Annotated in this window: 17 protein-coding genes; 13 read left to right on the forward strand and 4 right to left on the reverse strand. The window is 62.2% G+C overall.

The annotated features are described in order from the left end of the window. Positions 1-65: 65 nt before the first annotated feature. The 3 genes from BBF94_RS07465 to BBF94_RS07475 are packed head-to-tail and all read left to right on the forward strand — an operon-like array spanning position 66 to position 2316. Positions 66-1088: an aldo/keto reductase gene (locus BBF94_RS07465; RefSeq protein WP_065258403.1), complete on the forward strand. Its 1023-nt coding sequence runs from the start codon at positions 66-68 to the stop codon at positions 1086-1088. Then, positions 1085-1882: an SDR family NAD(P)-dependent oxidoreductase gene (locus BBF94_RS07470; RefSeq protein WP_065258404.1), complete on the forward strand. Its 798-nt coding sequence runs from the start codon at positions 1085-1087 to the stop codon at positions 1880-1882. Before BBF94_RS07465 ends, BBF94_RS07470 begins: the two co-directional genes overlap by 4 nt. 23 nt (positions 1883-1905) lie before the next feature. Further along, positions 1906-2316, forward strand: a complete 411-nt coding sequence (locus BBF94_RS07475) for an SRPBCC family protein (protein WP_065258405.1) — start codon at positions 1906-1908, stop codon at positions 2314-2316. 125 nt (positions 2317-2441) lie between these two features. Here BBF94_RS07475 and BBF94_RS07480 read toward each other — a convergent pair whose 3' ends face one another. Together BBF94_RS07480 and BBF94_RS07485 are read right to left on the reverse strand one after the other, a co-directional pair. Further along, complete coding sequence (locus tag BBF94_RS07480) at positions 2442-3836, reverse strand: sensor histidine kinase (protein WP_065258406.1); 1395 nt, start codon at positions 3834-3836, stop codon at positions 2442-2444. Continuing rightward, positions 3814-4497, reverse strand: coding sequence for a response regulator transcription factor (locus BBF94_RS07485; protein WP_065258407.1), 684 nt, complete (start codon positions 4495-4497; stop codon positions 3814-3816). Before BBF94_RS07485 ends, BBF94_RS07480 begins: the two co-directional genes overlap by 23 nt. A 298-nt stretch (positions 4498-4795) precedes the next feature. Here BBF94_RS07485 and BBF94_RS07490 point away from each other — a divergent pair, with 298 nt between their 5' ends. From BBF94_RS07490 to hcnC, 4 genes are all read left to right on the forward strand, one after another. Continuing rightward, complete coding sequence (locus BBF94_RS07490; RefSeq protein WP_065258408.1) at positions 4796-5734, forward strand: hypothetical protein; 939 nt, start codon at positions 4796-4798, stop codon at positions 5732-5734. Positions 5735-6140: 406 nt separating this feature from the next. Next, on the forward strand, positions 6141-6455 hold the full coding sequence (locus BBF94_RS07495) for a (2Fe-2S)-binding protein (RefSeq protein ID WP_065258439.1): 315 nt from the start codon (positions 6141-6143) through the stop codon (positions 6453-6455). Further along, a complete protein-coding gene (hcnB, locus tag BBF94_RS07500) occupies positions 6452-7861 on the forward strand; it encodes a cyanide-forming glycine dehydrogenase subunit HcnB (protein WP_065258409.1) in 1410 nt (469 codons plus the stop codon). Before BBF94_RS07495 ends, hcnB begins: the two co-directional genes overlap by 4 nt. Further along, on the forward strand, positions 7854-9113 hold the full coding sequence (hcnC, locus tag BBF94_RS07505; RefSeq protein WP_065258410.1) for a cyanide-forming glycine dehydrogenase subunit HcnC: 1260 nt from the start codon (positions 7854-7856) through the stop codon (positions 9111-9113). The genes hcnB and hcnC overlap by 8 nt, the downstream gene beginning before the upstream one ends. A 162-nt stretch (positions 9114-9275) precedes the next feature. Here the strand turns inward: hcnC and BBF94_RS07510 are convergent, their stop codons facing one another. After that, positions 9276-11084 (reverse strand): monovalent cation:proton antiporter-2 (CPA2) family protein, encoded by a 1809-nt coding sequence (locus BBF94_RS07510; protein WP_065258411.1) that lies wholly within the window; start codon positions 11082-11084, stop codon positions 9276-9278. Positions 11085-11137: 53 nt separating this feature from the next. On the opposite strand from BBF94_RS07510, the gene BBF94_RS28230 reads away from it, so the two are divergent. Further along, the gene (locus BBF94_RS28230) at positions 11138-11266 is read left to right on the forward strand and encodes a hypothetical protein (RefSeq protein ID WP_263970147.1); all 129 of its coding nucleotides are present in this window, start codon (positions 11138-11140) and stop codon (positions 11264-11266) included. A 628-nt stretch (positions 11267-11894) separates the two neighbouring features. Here BBF94_RS28230 and BBF94_RS27935 read toward each other — a convergent pair. After that, positions 11895-12068 carry a hypothetical protein gene (locus BBF94_RS27935; protein ID WP_176704429.1) on the reverse strand — a complete coding sequence of 58 codons (174 nt, stop codon included), beginning with the start codon at positions 12066-12068 and terminating at the stop codon, positions 11895-11897. Between the two features lie 431 nt (positions 12069-12499). Between BBF94_RS27935 and BBF94_RS07520 the strand changes: the two genes are divergently transcribed. From BBF94_RS07520 to BBF94_RS07540, 5 genes are read left to right on the forward strand one after another with little or no spacing between them, the layout of a single operon-like run. Further along, complete coding sequence (locus BBF94_RS07520; protein ID WP_065258413.1) at positions 12500-16084, forward strand: indolepyruvate ferredoxin oxidoreductase family protein; 3585 nt, start codon at positions 12500-12502, stop codon at positions 16082-16084. 53 nt (positions 16085-16137) lie between these two features. After that, the gene (locus tag BBF94_RS07525) at positions 16138-17217 is read left to right on the forward strand and encodes an AfsA-related hotdog domain-containing protein (protein WP_065258414.1); all 1080 of its coding nucleotides are present in this window, start codon (positions 16138-16140) and stop codon (positions 17215-17217) included. Further along, complete coding sequence (locus BBF94_RS07530) at positions 17214-18389, forward strand: oxidoreductase (RefSeq protein WP_065258415.1); 1176 nt, start codon at positions 17214-17216, stop codon at positions 18387-18389. Before BBF94_RS07525 ends, BBF94_RS07530 begins: the two co-directional genes overlap by 4 nt. Further along, positions 18386-19159 (forward strand): SDR family NAD(P)-dependent oxidoreductase, encoded by a 774-nt coding sequence (locus BBF94_RS07535; RefSeq protein ID WP_065258416.1) that lies wholly within the window; start codon positions 18386-18388, stop codon positions 19157-19159. The genes BBF94_RS07530 and BBF94_RS07535 overlap by 4 nt, the downstream gene beginning before the upstream one ends. Next, positions 19159-19965 carry an SDR family oxidoreductase gene (locus tag BBF94_RS07540; RefSeq protein WP_065258417.1) on the forward strand — a complete coding sequence of 269 codons (807 nt, stop codon included), beginning with the start codon at positions 19159-19161 and terminating at the stop codon, positions 19963-19965. Before BBF94_RS07535 ends, BBF94_RS07540 begins: the two co-directional genes overlap by 1 nt. Positions 19966-19981: the final 16 nt, after the last annotated feature.

Consider the following 19981-nt stretch of genomic DNA (forward strand, 5'->3'; position numbering starts at 1 on the left):
TTAGTGCCGCAATCCAGAATCTGCCCAACGGTCAATCACGACCCAGACGTTACGAGGAAATCTCCATGAGCTTGAAAGACAAACTGCCTGGCCAACTGGGCTTCGGCACCGCGCCACTGGGCAACATGTTCCGCGCCATTCCTGAAGAGGAAGCCCAGGCCACCGTACACGCCGCCTGGGAGGCCGGTGTTCGTTACTTCGACACCGCACCGTTCTACGGCTCGGGCCTTTCGGAAATCCGCCTGGGCGAAGCACTGTCCCGCTACAAGCGCGATGACTATGTACTGAGCACCAAGGTCGGCCGGGTAATTCTCGATGAAGTCGAAGACGCCGCGGCCCGGGATCTGGGCGAGAAGAGCGGAGTCTTCGAGCATGGCCGCCCGAACAAGATCGTCAACGACTACAGCGCCGACGCCACGCTGCGCTCGATCGAGGACAGCCTCGAACGCCTGAATACCGATCGCCTGGACATCGTCTGGGTCCACGACATCGCCCAGGACTTCTACGGTGATCAGTGGCTGGACTACTTCAATCAGGCCCGCACCGGTGCCTTCAAGGTCTTGACCCGCCTGCGCGAGGAAGGCGTGATCAAGGGCTGGGGTCTTGGGGTGAACAAAGTCGAACCCTGCGAACTGACCCTTGATCTGACCGAGGCGCAGCCTGACGGCTTTCTGCTGGCGGGCCGCTACACTCTTCTCGACCACGAACGGGCCCTGCAACGGTTGATGGATTCGGCGCGGGCGCAAGACGTCGAGATTGTCGTCGGCGGCCCTTACAGCTCGGGGATCCTCGCCGGTGGCGCGCACTTCGAATACCAGAAAGCCAGCCCGTACATCATCGCGAAGGTCGAGCAGATCAAGCGCATCGCGGCGGCCCATGGTGTGGATGTGAAAGCGGCGGCGCTGCAATTCTCCCTGGCCAATCCGGCGGTGGCCGCAGTGATTCCCGGTGCGAGCAAGCCGGGGCGAATTGCCGAGGATGTGGCGGCGTTGTCGGCGGTGATTCCTGCCGGTTTCTGGCAGGCCATGCGTGACGCGAAACTGGTGTCCGAACGTGCACCATTACCTATCGACGAGGTGAAAGCATGAAGATCGATCTGAGCGGGAAACTGGCGATTGTCAGCGGCAGCACGGCGGGCATCGGTTTGGGCATCAGCCAGTCGCTGGCCGAGGCGGGCGCCACGGTAGTGGTGATCGGCCGAGACTCGGCCAAGGTCGACCAGGCGCTGGCGAGCATCCGGGATAAAGTGCCGGGTGCGCAACTGCGTGGTCTGACGGCGGATCTGGGCACGGCTGAAGGCGCGCAGAAACTGTTCGCCGCCGAACCGAAAGCCGACATTCTGGTGAACAACCTCGGGATCTACAACGCCGTGGATTTCTTCGACGCGCCGGACGATGAGTGGACGCGCTTCTATGAAATCAACGTGATCTCCGGCGTGCGCCTGTCGCGGCATTACGTGCCGGCGATGGTCGAGCAGGGCTGGGGCCGGGTGATTTTCCTGTCTTCGGAATCCGGCGTGGCGACTCCGGCCGACATGATCAACTACGGCGTGACCAAAAGCGCCAACCTGGCAGTGTCCCACGGCCTGGCCAAACGGCTGGCCGGCACCGGGGTTACGGTCAATGCGATCCTGCCCGGGCCGACCTTCACCGACGGCGTCGAAGAGATGCTCAAGGACGCCGCTGCCGAATCCGGTCGCAGCCTGCGGGACGAGGCCGACGCGTTTGTGCGCCGGGCACGTCCGAGCTCGATCATCCAGCGCGTGGCCGATGTCGAAGAGGTCGCGCACCTGGTCACCTACATCGCTTCACCGCTGTCTTCGGCCACCACCGGCGCTGCGTTGCGCGTCGACGGCGGCGTGGTCGACAGCCTGGCAATCTGAATTTTTGAGAGAGACATTTATTTATGGCAACAACATCGGTATCCATCGACATCCCGGCTTCGGCCGATCAGGTCTGGCAATTGATTGGCGGGTTCAATTCCCTGCCGGACTGGCTGCCGTTCATTCCCAGGAGTGAACTGAGCGAAGGCGGGCGCGTGCGCAGCCTGCAAACCGCTGATGGCGGGGTGGTGATCGAACGCCTGGAAAGCTTCGATAACGCCGGCAAGAGCTACAGCTATTCGATCCTGCAGGCACCGTTTCCGGCCACCGATTACCTGTCGACCCTTCGCGTCGAAGCCCAAGGGCAGGGGGCGAAGGTGACATGGTCGGGACGCTTCACGGCCAAAGGTGTCAGCGATGAGGAAGTGGTGGCACTGTTCAGCGGCATCTATCAGGGTGGCCTCGAGGCGCTGCGCGCCAATTACCCAACCTGACAGGCATACCACGACCCCTTGTGGGAGCGAGCTTGCTCGCGAAAGCAGTTGATCGGTTTACAGATGTGTTAACTGATACTCCGCCTTCGCGAGCAAGCTCGCTCCCACAAGTTCGGCAGGTGTTTTCAGGTCTGTGAAATCAGGCTCTGCCGGCAATCGAGTACCAGTTTCGCCCCGCCCAGATCGCTGCGACCCACCTCAAGATTGAAACCGTGCAGGCTGACAATCGCCGCGACAATCGACAACCCGAGTCCGAAGCCGCTCTGCGGTTGCCCGCCTTCTGCGCGATAGAAACGCTGGAACACCGCTTCCCGTTCCGATTCGGGAATGCCCGGCCCGGAATCATGCACTTCGATCCGCGTATGCCCCGCATCATTCACACCCCGCAAAATCACCGTACCTCCGGGCGGGGTGAACTTGATCGAGTTGCTCAGCAGGTTGGCCAGGGCTTCAAACAACAGCGCCCGGTCGCCATTGAGCATTGGCAAGGTTTGCGGCATGTGCAATTCGAAGCGCAGCTGGTCTTCCTCGGCCAGTGGCAGGTAGAACTCGTGCAGTTCCTGCAGCAGACGCACCGGGTCCAGTTCGACGAAGCCCGAACGCCGCTGGCGGTCTTCCAGTTCGGAAATCCTCAGCAAACCCCGAAACCGCGCCATCAGCGTATCGGCTTCGGCCAGCACCAGGTCGAGCTGCGCAGCTTCAGGCGATCCTTCACCGGCCTGCTGCTGCATGCGGTACAGCTGCGCCCGCAGGCGGGTCAACGGCGTGCGCAGATCGTGGGCAATGTTGTCGCACACGCCTTTGACTTCGTTCATCAGACGCTCGATGCGATCGAGCATGGCGTTGACGATGGCGGCGAGCATGTCCAGCTCGTCGCGGCGATTGGACACCGGCAAGCGGTGGGTCAGGTCACCGGCGACGATCGACTGGGCACTGGCCTGAATCGCGCGGATGCGCCGCAACGGCCGCCGGCGCAACAAATGCCAGCCGATGACCCCGGGCACGATCGTCAGCGAAACACCCCAGAGCAGTGCGCGCAGAATGATCCGGGTCACGGCGAACAGCGAGCCGTTGTCGCGCACCAGCACCAGCCAGCGACCGTCGCGGGTCGGAGTGGCGACCGCATCGCAACTGTCGGCGGGCAGGGTCGGGTCGTCGGATTCGGAGCAGTCGCGCAGTTCGTGGATCTTGCCGTCCAGCGGCAGGCCCGCAGGCATCTGCTGCAAGGCCCCGCCAAGGTAGGTGTGGTCGGCGGCGAACAGGCCGTAGGCATCGATGCCGCGAATATCGAACGTCATGCTGGCGGCGAGCGCATCTTCCAGTTGCTCACCACGAAAGTGCGAGAACAGATGCTGACGCTGCATCAGCGAATGCTTGGCGAGGTTGTCGAGGTAACCGGAGACCTCGAAATACATGACCCCCATGAGGATCCCGCTCCAGGCCACGAACAATGAACTGTAAAGCGCCAGCAACCGGCTGCTGGATGAACGCCAACCGTCAGACGGGTTCGGCAATGACATAACCCGAGCCTCGCACCGTGCGGATCAGCGGGACATTGCCCGGCGGGTCGATCTTCTTGCGCAGACGACCGATGTGCACGTCGATCAGGTTGGTGCCCGGGTCAAAGTGATAACCCCAGACTTCCTCGAAAATCATCATCCGCGACAGGATCTGGCCGCTGTTGCGCATCAGGAATTCCAGCAGTTTGTACTCGGTGGGCAGCAGCGTCAGCACCTGGTCGGCGCGACTGGCTTCGTGGCTGATCAGATCCAGTTCAAGGTCCGCCACACGCAGAGTGGTGGGCTGGGTACCGCCGTTGTTCTGCCGGCGCAGCAAGACTTCTACCCGGGCGGCCATCTCGTCGGTGGCGAAAGGTTTGGTCAGGTAATCGTCGCCACCTGCGCGCAGGCCGCGTACGCGTTCGTCGACGTCGGACAGGGCGCTGATCATCAGGATCGGCGTGGACACCCCCATGGTGCGCAACGTGGTGACGATGGCCAGGCCATCGAGTTCGGGCAGCATGCGGTCGAGGGTAATCAGGTCGTAATGGCCGCTGACGGCCCGGTCGAGGCCTTCGCGGCCATTGTCGACCCAGTCCACTTCAAGGCCGTGGCTGCTCAGTTCGGCGACGATTTCCCGCGCGGTCACGGCGTCGTCTTCGATGGTCAGGATACGAGTCATGGTGGGCCTGCTGATCGGTTCAAACGGAATGGCAGCATTTTGCCAAGATTTTGCAATAACGCTTTAAATTAACTTTCATGTTTTAGCCGATACAAACGCTCCGGGCCGGTTTTTTGTGCCAATGCATAAAACCCGCTGCAAAAGCGCCATAGTTGCAATTTGCACGGCCCAGGGAAGTTCATTCTTTTTAACTCACTGAAATCATTGAGTTTATTTATTAGTGACGACTGGCACGGTCACTGCAATTCGTCTCATGACGAGTTGTTACACCATTTTTCATGCCGGGAGCGGAACAACAATGAATAGATCCTCTGATGGGTTTTATCCTGCCTTCGAAGGCGAGTCGAGCAATGTCTCGGGAGTGTCCTGGGGCGCGATCTTCGCCGGGGCCGCAGCCGCTGCGGCGCTGTCGATGATTCTGGTGCTGCTCGGTTTCGGGCTGGGTTTCTCCGCTGTTTCACCGTGGGCCGGGGAGGGCGTCAGTGCCAAGGGCCTGGGCATTTCAACGATCATCTGGCTGGCCGCCACGCAGATCATCGCTTCCGGACTCGGTGGCTACATTGCCGGTCGCCTGCGGGTGAAGTGGGCGAACATGCACGGTGACGAGGTGTATTTCCGCGACACGGCCCATGGCTTCCTCGCCTGGTGCGTGGCCACGCTGGTGACTGCAACACTGGTGGTCGGCTCGGTCAGCAGCCTCGTCAGCGGTGGCGTGCAGGCCGGTGCGAGTGTCGCCGGGGGCGCCGCCGGCGCCATGACCCAGGCCGCCGGCACCGCTGCCGCCAATACCGACAGCGATCAGTACGGCTACTTCGTCGACAGCCTGTTCCGTGATGACCGGCCTGCCGCCGTCAGCGATGATGCCGCTCGCGGCACCGTGACCCGGATCTTTGCCCAGAGCCTGGCCAACGGTCAGCTCAGCCCTGAGGATCGCAGCTACCTGGCGCAACTGGTGGCGCAACGGACAAACCTGACCCAGGCCGATGCCGAACGTCGCGTCGATGAGATCTACGCCCGTACGCAAAAGGCCCTTGCCGACGCCAAAGTGAAAGCGCAACAAGCCGCCGACACCGCCGCCAAAGTCGCTGCGTGGACCTCGTTGTGGATGTTCATCGCGCTGCTGGCCGGCGCGTTCTTCGCCAGCCTGTCGGCCACCTTTGGCGGTCGCCGCCGGGATGCCGTCGAGTACATCGAAGTCGAGACCTACACCACGACCACTGTCCCTCCAGTCCGTTAATCAAGGAGCATCACCATGCGCTCATTACTGCTGTTTTTCCTCGGCGTACCCATCCCGATCATTATCCTGATCGCTCTGTTCGTGCACTGATCCCTCTGAGGCTGGTGCCTCGGCCGCTTTCACCTTCGGGTGCAAGCGGCTTTTTGCTTTGCGCTCGACGACCCGTTACAGAACCGTACAGTCATTTCCATGGCCTGGATCAATATTCTTCAGTGCGATATCCCCTACCGTGAAATTTCCCGGCCCTTGCCGCTGGATCGACTACATTGCTTGCGCGCACTTTGCTGCGCGAGCGGAACCCACCCGCCGGCCCGATAGAGAGACAATCGCCACGTGCCGGTGAGGTCGTAGTGCAGCAAGGAGCTGTTTCAACTTCACCTGAACCTTTTCACGGATGATCATCGCAATGCACTGCCCAGAAAGAACGTTCGATATCCAGCCTTTGACGCAGGCGGATATGACTGTCCACATCAACGGCCAGCCGGTCACCGCCGCCATCGGCGAAACCGTGCTCAGCGTCATTCAATCTCTCGGTGTGCGCCAGGTCGCACGCAACGATCACAACCAGGTCAGCGGTGCCTATTGCGGCATGGGCGTGTGCCAGTGCTGCCTGGTGAAAATCAACGGCCGGCACAAACGTCGCGCCTGCCAGACCGTCGTGCGCGAAGGCATGCAGGTCGAAACCCGGGTCAACCGCATTCACGGGCAGGAGGCACCATGAGTCAGCATCCGGTCATCGTCGGCGGTGGGCCGGCGGCCATGGCGGCGGCCATTGAACTGGCGCGCCACGGTGTGCGCAGCACATTGCTTGAAGAGGCGTCGCGCCTTGGCGGCGTGGTTTATCGCGGGCCGCTGCGTGACGGCGTGCAGCTGGATTATCTGGGGCCGCGTTACTCCGAAGCGCTGAGCAAACTGCACGGCGACTTTCAGGAACAGGCGGGGCTGATCGACGTGCGTCTGCATCACCGGGTGGTGGGCGCTGAAGGCACCCGTTCGCTGGTGGTGCTCGATGGCGATGAGCGCCTGCATGAAATCAGTTATCCGCAACTGGTGCTGGCCGCCGGTTGCCACGAGCGCAGCGTGCCGTTTCCCGGCTGGACGTTGCCCGGCGTGATCATGCTCGGTGGCCTGCAATTGCAGATCAAAAGCGGGGTGGTCAAGCCGCAGGGGCCGGTGGTCATCGCCGGCACCGGCCCGCTGCTGCCGCTGGTGGCGACCCAACTGCACGCATCGGGCGTGAGCGTGGTCGGTGTCTACGAGGCCTGTGCATTCGGCAAGATTGCCAAGGAAAGCCTCGCGTTGCTGAACAAGCCGCAACTGTTCCTCGACGGCTTGAGCATGCTGGCTTACCTGAAGTTGCATGGCATCCCGATGCACTACGGCTGGGGCGTGGTCGAGGCACACGGCGAAGACGAACTGAAAAGCGTCAGCGTGGCGCCGTACTCGGCGACATGGGAGCCGGATCTGAGCCGCGTCGAGCGCTTCGAAGCGAAGACACTGGCGGTGGGCTACGGCTTTATTCCGCGAACCCAGTTGAGCCAGCAAATGGGCCTGGATCACGGCTTCAGCGACGACGGCTATCTGCGCGCCAACGCCAACATCTGGCAGCAGAGCAGCGAACCTCATGTGCATCTGGCCGGCGACATGGGCGGGATTCGCGGCGGTGAAGCCGCGATGCTTGCCGGCAAGATCGCCGCCACCTCGATCCTGCTGCAACGTGGCGTGCTTGAAGAAGAACTGGCGCGTGTGCGTCGCGACCGTTACCTGAGCAAGCTCAAGGCCATCGCGCGTTTCCGTGCGGCGGTGGATCGCTACACCGAACGCGGCGTGGGGCAGATTGCATTGCCGGCGGCCGACACGGTGATCTGTCGCTGCGAACATGCGACCCGCGCCGACATTGATCGCGCACTGGAGCAGGGCGTGCAGGACATCGCCAGCCTGAAAATGCGCACCCGCGTGAGCATGGGCGACTGTCAGGGGCGGATGTGCGTCGGCTATTGCAGTGACCGCTTGCGTCAGGCCACCGGGCGCAAGGATGTGGGCTGGCTGCGGCCGCGTTTCCCGATCGATCCGATTCCCTTTTCCGCGTTCCAGTCCCTCGGCACGGAGGCCGTTTCCCATGAGTAAGTTCTATGACGTGGTCATCGCCGGCGGCGGTGTGATCGGCGCGTCCATCGCCTATCAGTTGTCCAAGCGCAAACACCTCAAGGTCGCGATGATCGACGCCAAACGCCCGGGTAACGCCACCCGTGCCTCGGCCGGTGGCCTGTGGGCGATCGGCGAGTCCGTCGGCCTGGGCTGCGGGGTGATTTTCTTCCGCATGATGTCGGCCAACCGCAAGCGTCAGACCCAGGGCGCGGCGGTGGCGGTGGATTCCAGCACGCCGCACATCCTGCCGCCGTCGTTCTTCGATTTCGCCTTGCAGTCCAACGCGCTCTACCCGGCGCTGCACCGTGAACTGAAAGACAACCACGGGATGGACTTCAAGTTCGAAAGGACCGGGCTCAAATTCGTCATTTATGACGACGAAGACCGGTTGTACGCCGAACACATCGTCGGCTGCATTCCGCACCTGGCCGATCAGGTGCGCTGGCTCGATCAGGCGGCGTTGCGCGAGTCGGAGCCAAGCGTCAGCCATGAGGCACGCGGCGCACTGGAGTTCCTCTGCGATCACCAGGTCAGCCCGTTCCGCCTCGCCGACGCCTACGCCGAAGGCGCCCGGCAAAATGGCGTGGACATGTACGTCAACACCAACATCACCGGCGTGCTGCACCACGGCTCGCGAGTGACCGGTGTACAAACCACCGAGGCCGGAGTGTTCCACTGCAAGACCCTGATCAACGCCGCCGGGGCATGGGCGGCGGACTTGAGTGAGTGGGCCACCGGCGTGCGCATTCCGGTGAAACCGGTGAAAGGCCAGATCCTGCTTACCGAGCGCCTGCCGAAAATCCTCAACGGTTGCCTGACCACCAGCGATTGCTACATGGCGCAAAAGGACAACGGTGAGATCCTGATCGGCAGCACCACCGAGGACAAAGGTTTCGACGTCACCACCACCTGGCCGGAAATCGCCGGTCTGGTGCAGGGTGCGGTGCGTTGCCTGCCGGAGCTGGCGGACATCAACCTCAAGCGCACCTGGGCCGGGCTGCGGCCGGGTTCGCCGGATGAGTTGCCGATTCTCGGACCGATGGCCGGAGTGGAGGGTTACCTCAACGCCTGCGGGCACTTCCGCACCGGGGTGCTGACATCGGCGATCACCGGGGTGTTGCTGGACAAACTGGTCAACGATGAACCGCTGCCACTGGACATCACGCCGTTTCTGGCGGACCGGTTTGTGGTGGCGCCCGCGAAGGAGGAGCGGACGCTGGAGATGGCCTGAGCCTGCTGGCTGTGATCGTTCCCACGTCGAGGCGTCGAACCGTCCGCGTGGGAATGCAGCCCGGGACGCTCCGCGTCCCTTCCCGAGCTGGAACGCGGAGCGTCCCTTGAGGCATTCCCACGCAGAGCGTGGGAACGATCAGGGTGCGCGCAGTGTGTGGACTCAGGACTTGCCGGATTGTTCTTCCAGTTGATCCGACTCGAACAATCTGGCCAGTTCCGCCCGCGCTTCCTGCGCGGTCTGCAGGACTTTGGCGGCGTCGTCGTACACCGCGTGTTGAGCTTCGAGCACCTGTTCGTCGTGGTGCTTGAAGCGCTTGATCCGCGCATCGGCCTGGGCCTGGGTCAGGCCGAGGCCGATCAAGGTGCGACGACTCATTTCCAGACTGGAGTAATAGGTCTCCCGGATCGGATCGGCGCCGACATCCACCAGACGATGAACGTGCTGCCGGTTACGCGCCCGGGCGATGATTTTCATGTGCGGGTAGAGCTTGCGCACGATCTCGGCGGTCTTGATGTTGGTCTCCGGATCGTCCGTGGCAATCACGAAATATTCCGCTTCGCCGACCTTGGCCGCGCTGAGGATTTCCGGGCGCATCGGGTCGCCGTAGAACACCGGCACGCCGCCAAAGCTGCGTGACAGTTCGATGGTTTCCACCGAAGTGTCCAGCGCCACGAACTTGATGTTCTGCGCCCGCAGGATCCGCGCCACGATCTGGCCCATCCGGCCCATGCCGGCGATCACCACGCGTGGGGTTTCGGTGTCGATCTGGCGGAACTTCTCCGGCACTTCCACCGGCTGCACCTTCGGGCTGACCAGTCGTGCGCAGATCAACAGCAGCAACGGCGTCACCGCCATCGACAGCGTGATGGTCAACACCAGCAAGTCATACAGGCGTGGTTCGAAAAGCCCTTGATCACGACCTATCTTGAACACCACGAAGGCAAATTCACCGCCCGCCGCCAGCACAATGCCGAGGCGAATCGCGCTGACCTTGTTCAACCCGCCGGCCAGACGCCCGACCACAAACAGTAACGGCAGCTTCAAGGCAATCAGCAGCAGCGTCAGGGCCAGCACCGTGGCGGGCGCGCTGAGCAGCAGGCCGAGGTTGGCGCCCATGCCGACGCTGATGAAAAACAGTCCGAGCAGCAGACCCTTGAACGGTTCGATCTGCGCTTCCAGTTCATGACGATATTCCGAGTCCGCCAGCAGCAGCCCGGCGAGAAACGCCCCCAGTGCCATCGACACGCCGACCATGTCCATCATCCACGCAGTGCCGATCACCACCAGCAATGCGGTGGCGGTGGAGACTTCCGGCAGACCGGTTTTCGCGACGATGCGAAACACCGGACGCAGCAGATAACGTCCGCCGATCACCACCACGGCGATACTGCCCAGGACTTGCAAGCTGTGGCGCACGTCGTCGGCCGTGCTGGTGTGGTGCTCGACACCCGCCAGCATCGGTACCAGAGCAATCAACGGGATCGCGGCGATGTCCTGAAACAGCAAAATGGCGAAGGCCAGGCGCCCGTGGGGGCTGGTCAGCTCCTTGCGTTCCGCCAGGCTCTGCAGGCCGAACGCGGTGGACGACAGGGCGAGCCCGAGGCCGAGCACAATCGCGCTGTTCAGCGGCTGGCCGAACACCGACAGCGCCAGAACGCCAATCACCGATCCGGTCAACAACACCTGCGCCAGACCGACGCCGAACACCGATTTGCGCATCACCCACAAGCGTCGCGGCGACAGCTCCAGGCCGATGATGAACAGCAACAGCACCACGCCCAGCTCCGAGATGTGGCTGACGCTTTGCGGATTGCCGATCAGGCCCAGCACCGACGGGCCGATGATCACGCCGGCAAACAGATAGCCGAGCACCGCGCCCAATTGCAGGCGTTTGGCCAACGGCACGGTGAGTACGGCTGCGAACAGAAACACGACAGCGGCTTGTAACAGGTTGCCTTCATGGGGCATGGCACAACTCCAGAACACGGTACGGCGGGAGGGCAAGGATAAAGGCTCGTTCCATGGCACACCACCTGCCGGTGCCGGGCGATCCGTTTCGGGGAAGGCTGCTGTCGTCTACAGACATTCTGGCGATGTTGTTCGCGCTTGCGTTCCACTTCGAACCGCCCGGATATGTTCCGGTCAAGTAAAGTTCTACTTTGGTCTTAGACGATTGCGAATTTTTTTATAGAGTGACTGCTCGAATTCAGAGAGTTGCGAGAGCGCCTCACCTGAATATGTAACTTGTATGACGGGTGCCATGTTGTGAGGAAGTTGACTCAAGTCACGGTTATCGCTCAATAAACTCGCGGACTGATTCGATAAAGTGTGAACTTTTTCACGGTTCGTAAAGCGGTTCGAGGTGAGTGCGTGGACTAGGTAGTTCATGCGGGAAATTTTATTTGTGAAACTTTCTTAACAATTATTGACAACGCAATTCTTCCGAACTTACTATTTTTGCCGCCAAAGCAGGTCGTTAATGATCGTTGCAGGGAAGTTGCAAATAACGATTATTGAATCCCCTTGATCGCAAACAAGAAGTCTGCGGCGAGGTGGTTGCGACCACGTACCCCGATTGCGCTGAAAACCTGTCAAGGTGCCGCTGCAAATGTCGGGTCTCATAAGACAGGGTGGGCAGGAAAGCCCGCTTGAAGTTAAGTTTTCATAAGGATTTGAAACCTTGTACTTGTATCTCGAGGGGCAGCTCTTCCTGCGCCCAATATCCATACAGTCCGCTTGCAGCAAGCCCCACAGCGCGGCTGGCGAGCACTTGCGCGGTCAATCGGCAACATTTCCGTCGCCCGTCTTCAAACATTCCAACAGCGTGATGTCCATCCGGGATTTCCCGGTGCCGGTCGCGCGCACCGTGCCTGTTTTCCGGCAGATGGCCGGGGGCTCGTTGACTTTCGGCTCGCCTGTGCGGCCGGGGTGACAGGCACTTTCGCTATTCAAGCTTCGGTCCTGCTTCTTTAAAACCACGCACTTGGTGGCGGACCGGTACTGCATTTGATTTGAAGCGTACGCAGCCATTTCAGACTTTGCGTTGAGGTTTTTTGACCTCCTTAAACCTACGGCATTAGTCGGGAATTATTGATTTTCATGTCGGGCCAAAAGGTTTTTACCCGAGCGCCAGATACAGATCGGGCCTGTGTTTTTTGGAGCGGCGGAATAATGACGTCAAGGATCTTCGACAAGTTTGTGAAGTCGACGGATAAGTATTTGAGCGTTCGGAATCGCTCATTTCAGGCCCTGAAAGAGGGGGCTGGTAGCGAAGGTGTAGTTCTCGGATTCTGATGAAAGATCGTTGGAAGTTCTGAATTCGCATTCGCTGTAGTGGATAAGCAAGCACATTTAACGTGAAGTTTTCATAAGGATTTGAAACTGTGTACTCAAATGCCATTGATCCGGAACGCCTGCGGCTTCAGACCGAAAAACACTCACAGGACACGTCCACGACATCGAACGGTCGGGTTTTCCTGAGCGGACAGCAGGCGCTCGTGAAACTGCTCCTGTCCCAGTCCGCGCTGGATCGCGCCAACGGCCTGCATACCGCCGGATTCGTCAGCGGCTACCGCGGTTCGCCGCTGGGGGGCGTGGACCGGGAGTTGATGAAAGTCAGGGACGTGCTGGAAAACGCGGATATCCGCTTCCTGCCCGCCATCAACGAAGACCTCGCAGCCACGGCACTGATCGGGACCCAGCGCGTCGAGACCGATCCGAATAAACGCTACGACGGTGTCTTCGGCCTGTGGTACGGCAAAGGTCCGGGCGTCGACCGTTCGGGGGACGCGATCAAGCACGGCAACTTCTACGGATCGTCGCCCACAGGGGGCGTTCTGGTGGTCACCGGCGACGACCATGGTTGCGTGTCGTCGTCGATGTCCCATCAGTCCGACCGCACCCTGATGGCCTGGGGATTGCCGGTGATTCACCCCGCCGGTCTCGCCGACTACGAGCGCTGTGGCCTGTGGGGCTGGGCGCTGTCACGGGTGTCCGGGCTGTGGGTCGGTTTCAAGGCCATCACCGAGACGGTCGAGGCCACCACTTCCGTCGAGTCGCTTGCGTTACCCCGGTTCGTCGTCCCCGAGATCGATCCGGGGCCGGACGGCCTGCACTGGCGCTGGCCCGACCTGCCGGGCATGCAGATCGAGCGGCGGGTGCCCTACAAGTTCGACGCTGCCCGTGCCTTCGCAGTGGCCAATCCGATCGACGTTGCCGTGACGGCACCGGCGCAACCGAGGCTGGTGATCGGTGCAGTCGGCAAGGCTTATGGCGATGTGCGCCAGGCCTTGCAGCAGGGCGGGGTTTCGCTCGAACAACTGGAAAGCGCCGGTGTGGCGTTGCTGAAGATCAATCTGGTTTACCCGTTGTCACCGGTACTGGAAGCCTGGGCGAAACGGACCGATCAGGTACTGATCGTCGAAGAGAAACAGGCCATCGTCGAAGAGCAGCTCAAGCAGGCGCTTTATAACGCCGAGGCCGGGCAGCGTGCGGTCATCCTCGGCAAGCGTGACGAGCGTGGTGCGCCGTTGATTTCGGATCACGAAGAACTGCGGCCGTCGCGCCTGGCGCCATTGCTTCAGGCACGACTGCAAGGCCTGGGCATTACCTTGAGCGTGCCCGAGTACTGGTATCTGCCCGCTGTCGCTCGGGCTCATGACTGGGTCCGCCGTACGCCTTACCTGTGTTCGGGCTGCCCGCACAACACCTCCACCCGTGTGCCGGAAGGCAGCGAGGCGCGGCTGGGTATCGGTTGCCACGCGATGGCTGCGCGCATGCCTGAACGCTCCACCAGCGGCAGCGTGCAGATGGGCGGAGAAGGGGTCGACTGGCTGGGCCAGGCACCTTTCGTCGAAACGCCGCACATTTTCCAGAACATCGGCGACGGGACGTTTTTCCATTCCGGTTATCTGGCGATCCGTCAGGCCATTGCGGCCGGCGCAACCATCACCTACAAGTTGCTGCACAACGATGCGGTGGCCATGACCGGCGGGCAGCCCATCGACGGCAAGCTGACGGTGAAGAAAGCCGTTGAACTGATGAAAGCCGAAGGTGCCCAGAGGGTCGTGGTGGTGGCGGATGATCCGCAACGTTTCGAAGCCCCCGGCAGCCTGCCGCAGGGCGTCGAGCTGTTCCACCGTGAGCGCCTGGAAGAGGTTCAGCGGCAGTTGCGCGAGACCCGTGGTGTCAGCGTGCTGGTGTTCGATCAGGTCTGCGCCATCGAGGGACGTCGGCGCAAGAAGCAGTTGCCGGTGCCTGCCGTGAAAACGGAAGTGGTAATCAACGAAGCGGTGTGTGAAGGCTGCGGGGACTGCCAGGTCAAGTCCAATTGTCTGTCCGTGACGCCGGTGGCGACGCCGTTCGGCACCAAGCGCCGGATCGACCCCCACGGCTGCAACACCGATCTGTCCTGCATCAAGGGCTTCTGCCCGAGTTTCGTCACGGTGACCGGAAAGCTACGCGCACAACGCCGTCGGCAGGCCGACAGCCGCCAGGTGCTGGCGCGTGCCGAGGCGCTCGCACTGCCGTCTTCGCGTTCGCTCGACAGCCCGTATGAAATGCTGCTGGCGGGTATCGGCGGCACCGGTATCGTGACGGTGGCGCGCACGGTCGCTTTGGCTGCCCATCTGGACGGCCGGGCGGTCAGCGTGCTCGATTTCACCGGGTTTGCCCAGAAGGGCGGATCGGTGCTCAGCCATGTGCGGCTGGCCAATTCAGCTGACGTGCTGCATCAGCACCGCATCGATCTGGGCGGTGCCGACTTGTTGCTGGCGGCCGATCTGGTTGTTGCCAGCGAAGACGATGCACTGTCGACGCTGCGCGCGGACAAAACGGTGGTCATTGCCAACACCGCCCAGACCCAGACCGGGGCCATGCTGCGCAACCCCGAATTGCGCATCGAAACCGCAGCCATTCAAGCATTCCTCAAGCAACGGGTAGGCGCCGAGCATTACCACGCGCTGGATGCGGCACAACTGGCGAACAGCCTTGTCGATCCGATGCAGGCCAACATGCTGTTGCTGGGTTTCGCCTGGCAGCGCGGAACCGTGCCGGTATCGCTTGAGGCGCTGAAAGAGGCCATCGATCAGGCCGGAAGCGCCGCGGCCAACCACCTGGCGTTCGCCTGGGGTCGGCTGTGGGCGCAGGAGCCGGCCTTCGTAATGCCGTATCTCGAGCCGGCCAGCAATGACGTGTCGCCGGTGTCGATCATCGATTTCAGCGGCCCGCGCGAACGCATCGAACGGTTGGTGGAAACCCGCAGTGAGTTCCTGACCCACTATCAGAATGCGGCTTACGCAGCCCGCTACCGCAATGTGATCGACAAGTTGCGGTCGATGCCGACGGTCGGCGATCACAGCCCGCTCACCGAGGCCGTGGCGCGCAACCTGTTCAAGCTGATGGCCTACAAGGATGAATACGAAGTCGCGCGGCTGCTCACCGACAGTCGCTTCATGGCATCGCTCAAGGCCCGCTTCGAAAGTGGCGTTCGGCTCAAGTTCCACTTTGCGTTGCCCTTGATGCGCAACCGCAAGGGCAGCAACGGCGAGCCGAAGAAAGTCGCGATCTCCGGCTGGGTGTTGCCGTTGTTGAAGGTGCTGGCCAAGGGGCGTGTGTTGCGTCACACCCGCTTCGACCCTCTGGGCTGGTCCGCCGAACGGCGTGAGGAGCGGCGCCTGCTGCTCGACTACGAACAGACGCTGCAACGCCTGCTGCCGAACCTGAACGGGGAAAACCTGCCGTTGTTCGTGGAGTGGGCGAATCTGCCGGACTCGATTCGCGGCTACGGTCACGTCAAAGAGCGGTCGATCGCCGTAGCCCGGCAACGGGAAAAGGACCTGATCGTGCAGATCGTGGCGGGCACCCACAGCCTGTCGACGGCGCCTGTCGTCGAGACGTGGCAACCGCATTCGAACGTTGCCCCGCAGGCTCGCAAAGACGCAGCCCATGACGTCGAGCAAGCCTCGTAGCCAACGCCAATTCATCCGCCTTCAAGACACCAACGACCAGAATGAGTGGACACATGACCAACGAAAGCATTTCACCGGATCTTTTGCACAAAGGCTCGGCCGACGACGTACTGATCTGCGCCCCCCGCATCGCGCTGCCGCTGCAAATGGACGAAGCGGTTCTGCAGGCCGCCGACCAGGATGTGCTGGCGCGCCGGTACAGCGGCGGCAGCGGCTCCCGGCGAACCTTTGAGCTGACGCCCGAGGTGCAGAAAAAGAGCCGCATCGGTGGCATCGAAGCCGATGACGAATGGGGTCGGGTGAGGGCGCTGCCCTATCAGATCGTCACCCCGGTTCTGCTTCAGGACCCGGTCGCCGAGGCCAGCCCGGAGCAGACCGTGGCGGCCGCGTGCGAGTCGCTTGCGGCCAGCCGCCGTGCCAGTTCGTTCCGCTTCATCAACAACGCCGACAATTACTTTTTCTACCGCAAGTCCCATGAGCATGTGCCCGGCACCATGTTCATCGAAGCGGCGCGCCAGGCGGTGTATCACCATCTCTATCACCATACCGGCCATGCGCGGGGTGACGTGACCGTCAGCGTCAATGAGCTGAATGCAAGCTTCTTCGCCTATGCGGAGCTGATGTACCCGATCGAACTGGTGGTCGACAACATGACCCCGACCGACAGCGCATCGCCCAGGAAAATCTTCTTCCGGGTGGCGTTCTATCAACGCCAGACCCTGTTCGCCACCATCGACACCAAGGCCACGATCATCGACATCCGACTGTTCGAGAAAACCCGGAACATCTTCATTCAGGCCAGCGACTGGTTCGCGCCGATCCACGCATCGAAGCTGGCGTGCAGCATCAGTGATGGCCAGGGGCGCAAGGCCGAGGTGGAGCTGTTGGGCCTGGGCAAGAGCGGTTGCGTGACGACGCTGCCGGACCTGGAGGTTGTCGACTCGGCCACGTTGCACCTTAGCCATGAGGGCAAATTCGAATTCTCGGGTGCGATCCGCCGCAGCGGGCATGGCCGGCACGCATCGTGGGAATTTCAGACGTTGGGGTTCGACGAACTGCAGACCTTGAGCGACATGATCAAGCGTGGCTTCGTCTACCTGGATGAAGCGGCCCTGGCGGCGCTGCGGGCATGAGCGGCGACAAGCCGATGCCGGCCACCGGCAAGCTGCATCTGGGCCCGCAGGCCGTGGCGAAAAACCGGATGTACTTTTCGTCGCTGGGCATGGACTTGTGTGACGAACAGGGCTTCCCTCGTCCGGCGTTCTTTGCGGTCTACCGCTCGCTGATGGAGGGCGGCGCCGGTTTCGGCTTTCTGGGCAACGCCAGTGTGGACGCCGACGCACGCTACAACAGTCGCGGTCTGAAACTGACGTCGCCGGCTCACGCCGAGGCGCTGCGTCCGCTGTTCGAGGCCGCCCGGCAGCGAGACTTTCCGCTGGGCGTGCAACTGCAGCACTACGGCCCGCAGTCGATGCCGTCGGAGCAGGGCGTCATCCTCACCCCGAGCGGCATCGCCTCCGCCTCGGTTCTCAAGGCCTATCCGCAGGCGCGGGCGGTGGCGATGTCGCACACGCAGATCCTGCGCTGCGTCGAGCAGTTCTCCAGCGCCGCCCGGCTCGCGGAAGAGGCCGGAGCCGCGCTGATCCAGATCCAGGCATCGAACGGTTATCTGGTCAGCAGCTTCCTGTCGCCGCGCACCAACCACCGCGAGGATGAATGGGGCGGCAGTCCGCTCAAACGGGCGCGATTGCTGCTGTCCATAGTCGAAGGAATCCGCCAGGCCACCGGCGACCGGGTGCCGGTCACGGTGCGCCTGGGCATCGACGACGGGCTGGGCGAGGCGGGGCAGCGTGCGAGTCTGCTGGGTGAAGTCATGGTCGCGCTGGAGGCCGCCGGGGTCGCGGCCATCACCTGTTCCACGGGCGTCAGCGAAACCTTCCCGTTCTTTTTCAGCAACAAGGAACAGGCGCTGGCCCTGTCCCGTGCCGGCTGCCGCTACCTCAAGGGGTTCGTACGGATCCCGGTGGGCTTCACCGGTTCGGTTAGCGATGTGGCGCAAGCCAATGAAATCATCGGTTGCGGCGATGCCGATTTCGTCGGTTTCGGCCGGGCGATGCTGGCCGACAACCATTTCATCGCCAAGGAACTCGCGGGCGGGGCCGAGCGGGTCAACCGTTGCCGGGGCGATGCGTTCTGTTTCCGTGACAAGAAGGATCCCATGGCCGAGCGGGTGTACTGCTGCGTCAACCCTGACTACCGCCGGCCGGACAAACTGCAACAGCACTATGAGGAAAGCCTGAAATGAACTTCACCGGAAAAATCGCCCTGGTCGTCGGGGGCACGCGCGGCATCGGTTTCAACGTCAGCCAGAAGCTGATCGAAGCCGGCTGCATCTGCTACATCACCGGTCGCAACGAGGACGACGGTCTGACCGCGCAAAGCCGACTTGGCGAACGCTGCACGTTCATCAAGAGCGACGTCACGGACGAAGCGTCGGTGGCCGAGCTGTTCAGGACCATCGAAGCACGTCACGGGCGACTCGACCTGGCGGTGAACAATGCCGGCGTCACTTCGAAACACGCACCGATCCGTGACATGGATTTCGCCGACTGGAAACGCGTACTGGAGATCAATCTGCTGGGGCCGCTGCTGTTGCTCAAGCACCAGACGAACCTGATCTCGAAGCACCCGGGCGGCTCGATCGTCAACGTGTCCTCCTGTGCCGGCCTGCTGGGCGTTGCCCGCCAGAGCGCCTATTCCACCAGCAAGGCAGCGCTGAACATGCTGACCCAGGTATGCGCCATCGAATGCGCGGAGGCGGCTTTGCCGGAGCGCCATCCGATTCGCGTCAACGCGGTGTGCCCGGGCCCGACCATGGGCGGCATGAACTCGCAGGAGCGTCTGGACGCCAACCCGGAGTCCACCAGGCACAAGCTGTCGGTCACGGTGATGAAACGGTTCGCCGACCCGAGTGAAATCTCGGCGGCGATCCTGTGGCTGCTCAGCGACGCCTCGTCGTTCGTCACCGGCGCCGTGATGCCGGTGGACGGTGGCTTCTCGGCCGGGAAATTCTGATGGGCAGCACAGAACGCAACCTGCCTCCTGCGGCGGGCAAACGGGTATTGATCACCGGTGTGAGCAGCGGCATCGGCGAAGCGCTGGCCGAACTGCATCTGCGGCATGGCTACACCGTGTTCGGCACGTCCAGACGGGAACCTTACCGCTTCATGACGCACCCGAACTTCCGGTTCCGGCCGTTCGATCTGTCGAAAACGGCGGACATCGGTGAGCTGTTCAAGGGACCGTTCGCCGAGATTCCGAGCCGAGGCGTCGATGTGCTGTTTCTCAATGCGGGGGTCAGCGGCAACGTGCCGGCCCGGGGCGAGGAGTTCTCGCTGGCGGAGGTGCAGCACGTGCTCAACGTCAACGTGCTGGCGAACAAGGCCATTCTGGATCTGATCCTGACGTCGACTCATCGTCCGGCGACCTGCGTGCTGTCGGCATCGATGGCCGGCGTGCGGTTTCGGGCAGGCACGCTGACCTACAGCCTGTCGAAGGCGGCACTGGCGGCACTGGGCGGTGTTTATGCCGAAGAGAACCCGGACATCTTCTTTGCCGTGCTGGGCCTGTGCAATGTCGACACCGGGCTGTCGCGGCAAGTGAGCTTCAGCCAGAGGATCGCTGACTTTCCGGATCTGCAGGCCCTGCAACAGCGAGCCCTGGCCCCCGGTTACATGATCTCCGCCGCCCAGCGTGCCGAAGACATCCGCGAGGTGATCGGCTCACCCGCCGACTACGGCGTGAAAAGCGGCGTGTTCGTGGACATGAGAACCGTGCTGACCCGTCAGGCGAAAGCGAGCGAAGTGCTGCCGCAAACCTGACGAACCCCTGGACGCA

This window comes from Pseudomonas bananamidigenes, from assembly GCF_001679645.1.
Classification (GTDB): Bacteria; Pseudomonadota; Gammaproteobacteria; order Pseudomonadales; family Pseudomonadaceae; genus Aquipseudomonas; species Aquipseudomonas bananamidigenes.

Excerpts from the sequence above, each read along its gene's own strand:
- BBF94_RS07465 (WP_065258403.1), top strand. The coding sequence starts at position 66 with ATGAGCTTGAAAGACAAACTGCCTGGCCAACTGGGCTTCGGCACCGCG.
- BBF94_RS07470 (WP_065258404.1), top strand. The coding sequence starts at position 1,085 with ATGAAGATCGATCTGAGCGGGAAACTGGCGATTGTCAGCGGCAGCACG.
- BBF94_RS07475 (WP_065258405.1), top strand. The coding sequence starts at position 1,906 with ATGGCAACAACATCGGTATCCATCGACATCCCGGCTTCGGCCGATCAG.
- BBF94_RS07480 (WP_065258406.1), bottom strand. The coding sequence starts at position 3,836 with ATGTCATTGCCGAACCCGTCTGACGGTTGGCGTTCATCCAGCAGCCGG.
- BBF94_RS07485 (WP_065258407.1), bottom strand. The coding sequence starts at position 4,497 with ATGACTCGTATCCTGACCATCGAAGACGACGCCGTGACCGCGCGGGAA.
- BBF94_RS07490 (WP_065258408.1), top strand. The coding sequence starts at position 4,796 with ATGAATAGATCCTCTGATGGGTTTTATCCTGCCTTCGAAGGCGAGTCG.
- BBF94_RS07495 (WP_065258439.1), top strand. The coding sequence starts at position 6,141 with ATGCACTGCCCAGAAAGAACGTTCGATATCCAGCCTTTGACGCAGGCG.
- hcnB (WP_065258409.1), top strand. The coding sequence starts at position 6,452 with ATGAGTCAGCATCCGGTCATCGTCGGCGGTGGGCCGGCGGCCATGGCG.
- hcnC (WP_065258410.1), top strand. The coding sequence starts at position 7,854 with ATGAGTAAGTTCTATGACGTGGTCATCGCCGGCGGCGGTGTGATCGGC.
- BBF94_RS07510 (WP_065258411.1), bottom strand. The coding sequence starts at position 11,084 with ATGCCCCATGAAGGCAACCTGTTACAAGCCGCTGTCGTGTTTCTGTTC.
- BBF94_RS28230 (WP_263970147.1), top strand. The coding sequence starts at position 11,138 with ATGGCACACCACCTGCCGGTGCCGGGCGATCCGTTTCGGGGAAGGCTG.
- BBF94_RS07525 (WP_065258414.1), top strand. The coding sequence starts at position 16,138 with ATGACCAACGAAAGCATTTCACCGGATCTTTTGCACAAAGGCTCGGCC.
- BBF94_RS07530 (WP_065258415.1), top strand. The coding sequence starts at position 17,214 with ATGAGCGGCGACAAGCCGATGCCGGCCACCGGCAAGCTGCATCTGGGC.
- BBF94_RS07535 (WP_065258416.1), top strand. The coding sequence starts at position 18,386 with ATGAACTTCACCGGAAAAATCGCCCTGGTCGTCGGGGGCACGCGCGGC.
- BBF94_RS07540 (WP_065258417.1), top strand. The coding sequence starts at position 19,159 with ATGGGCAGCACAGAACGCAACCTGCCTCCTGCGGCGGGCAAACGGGTA.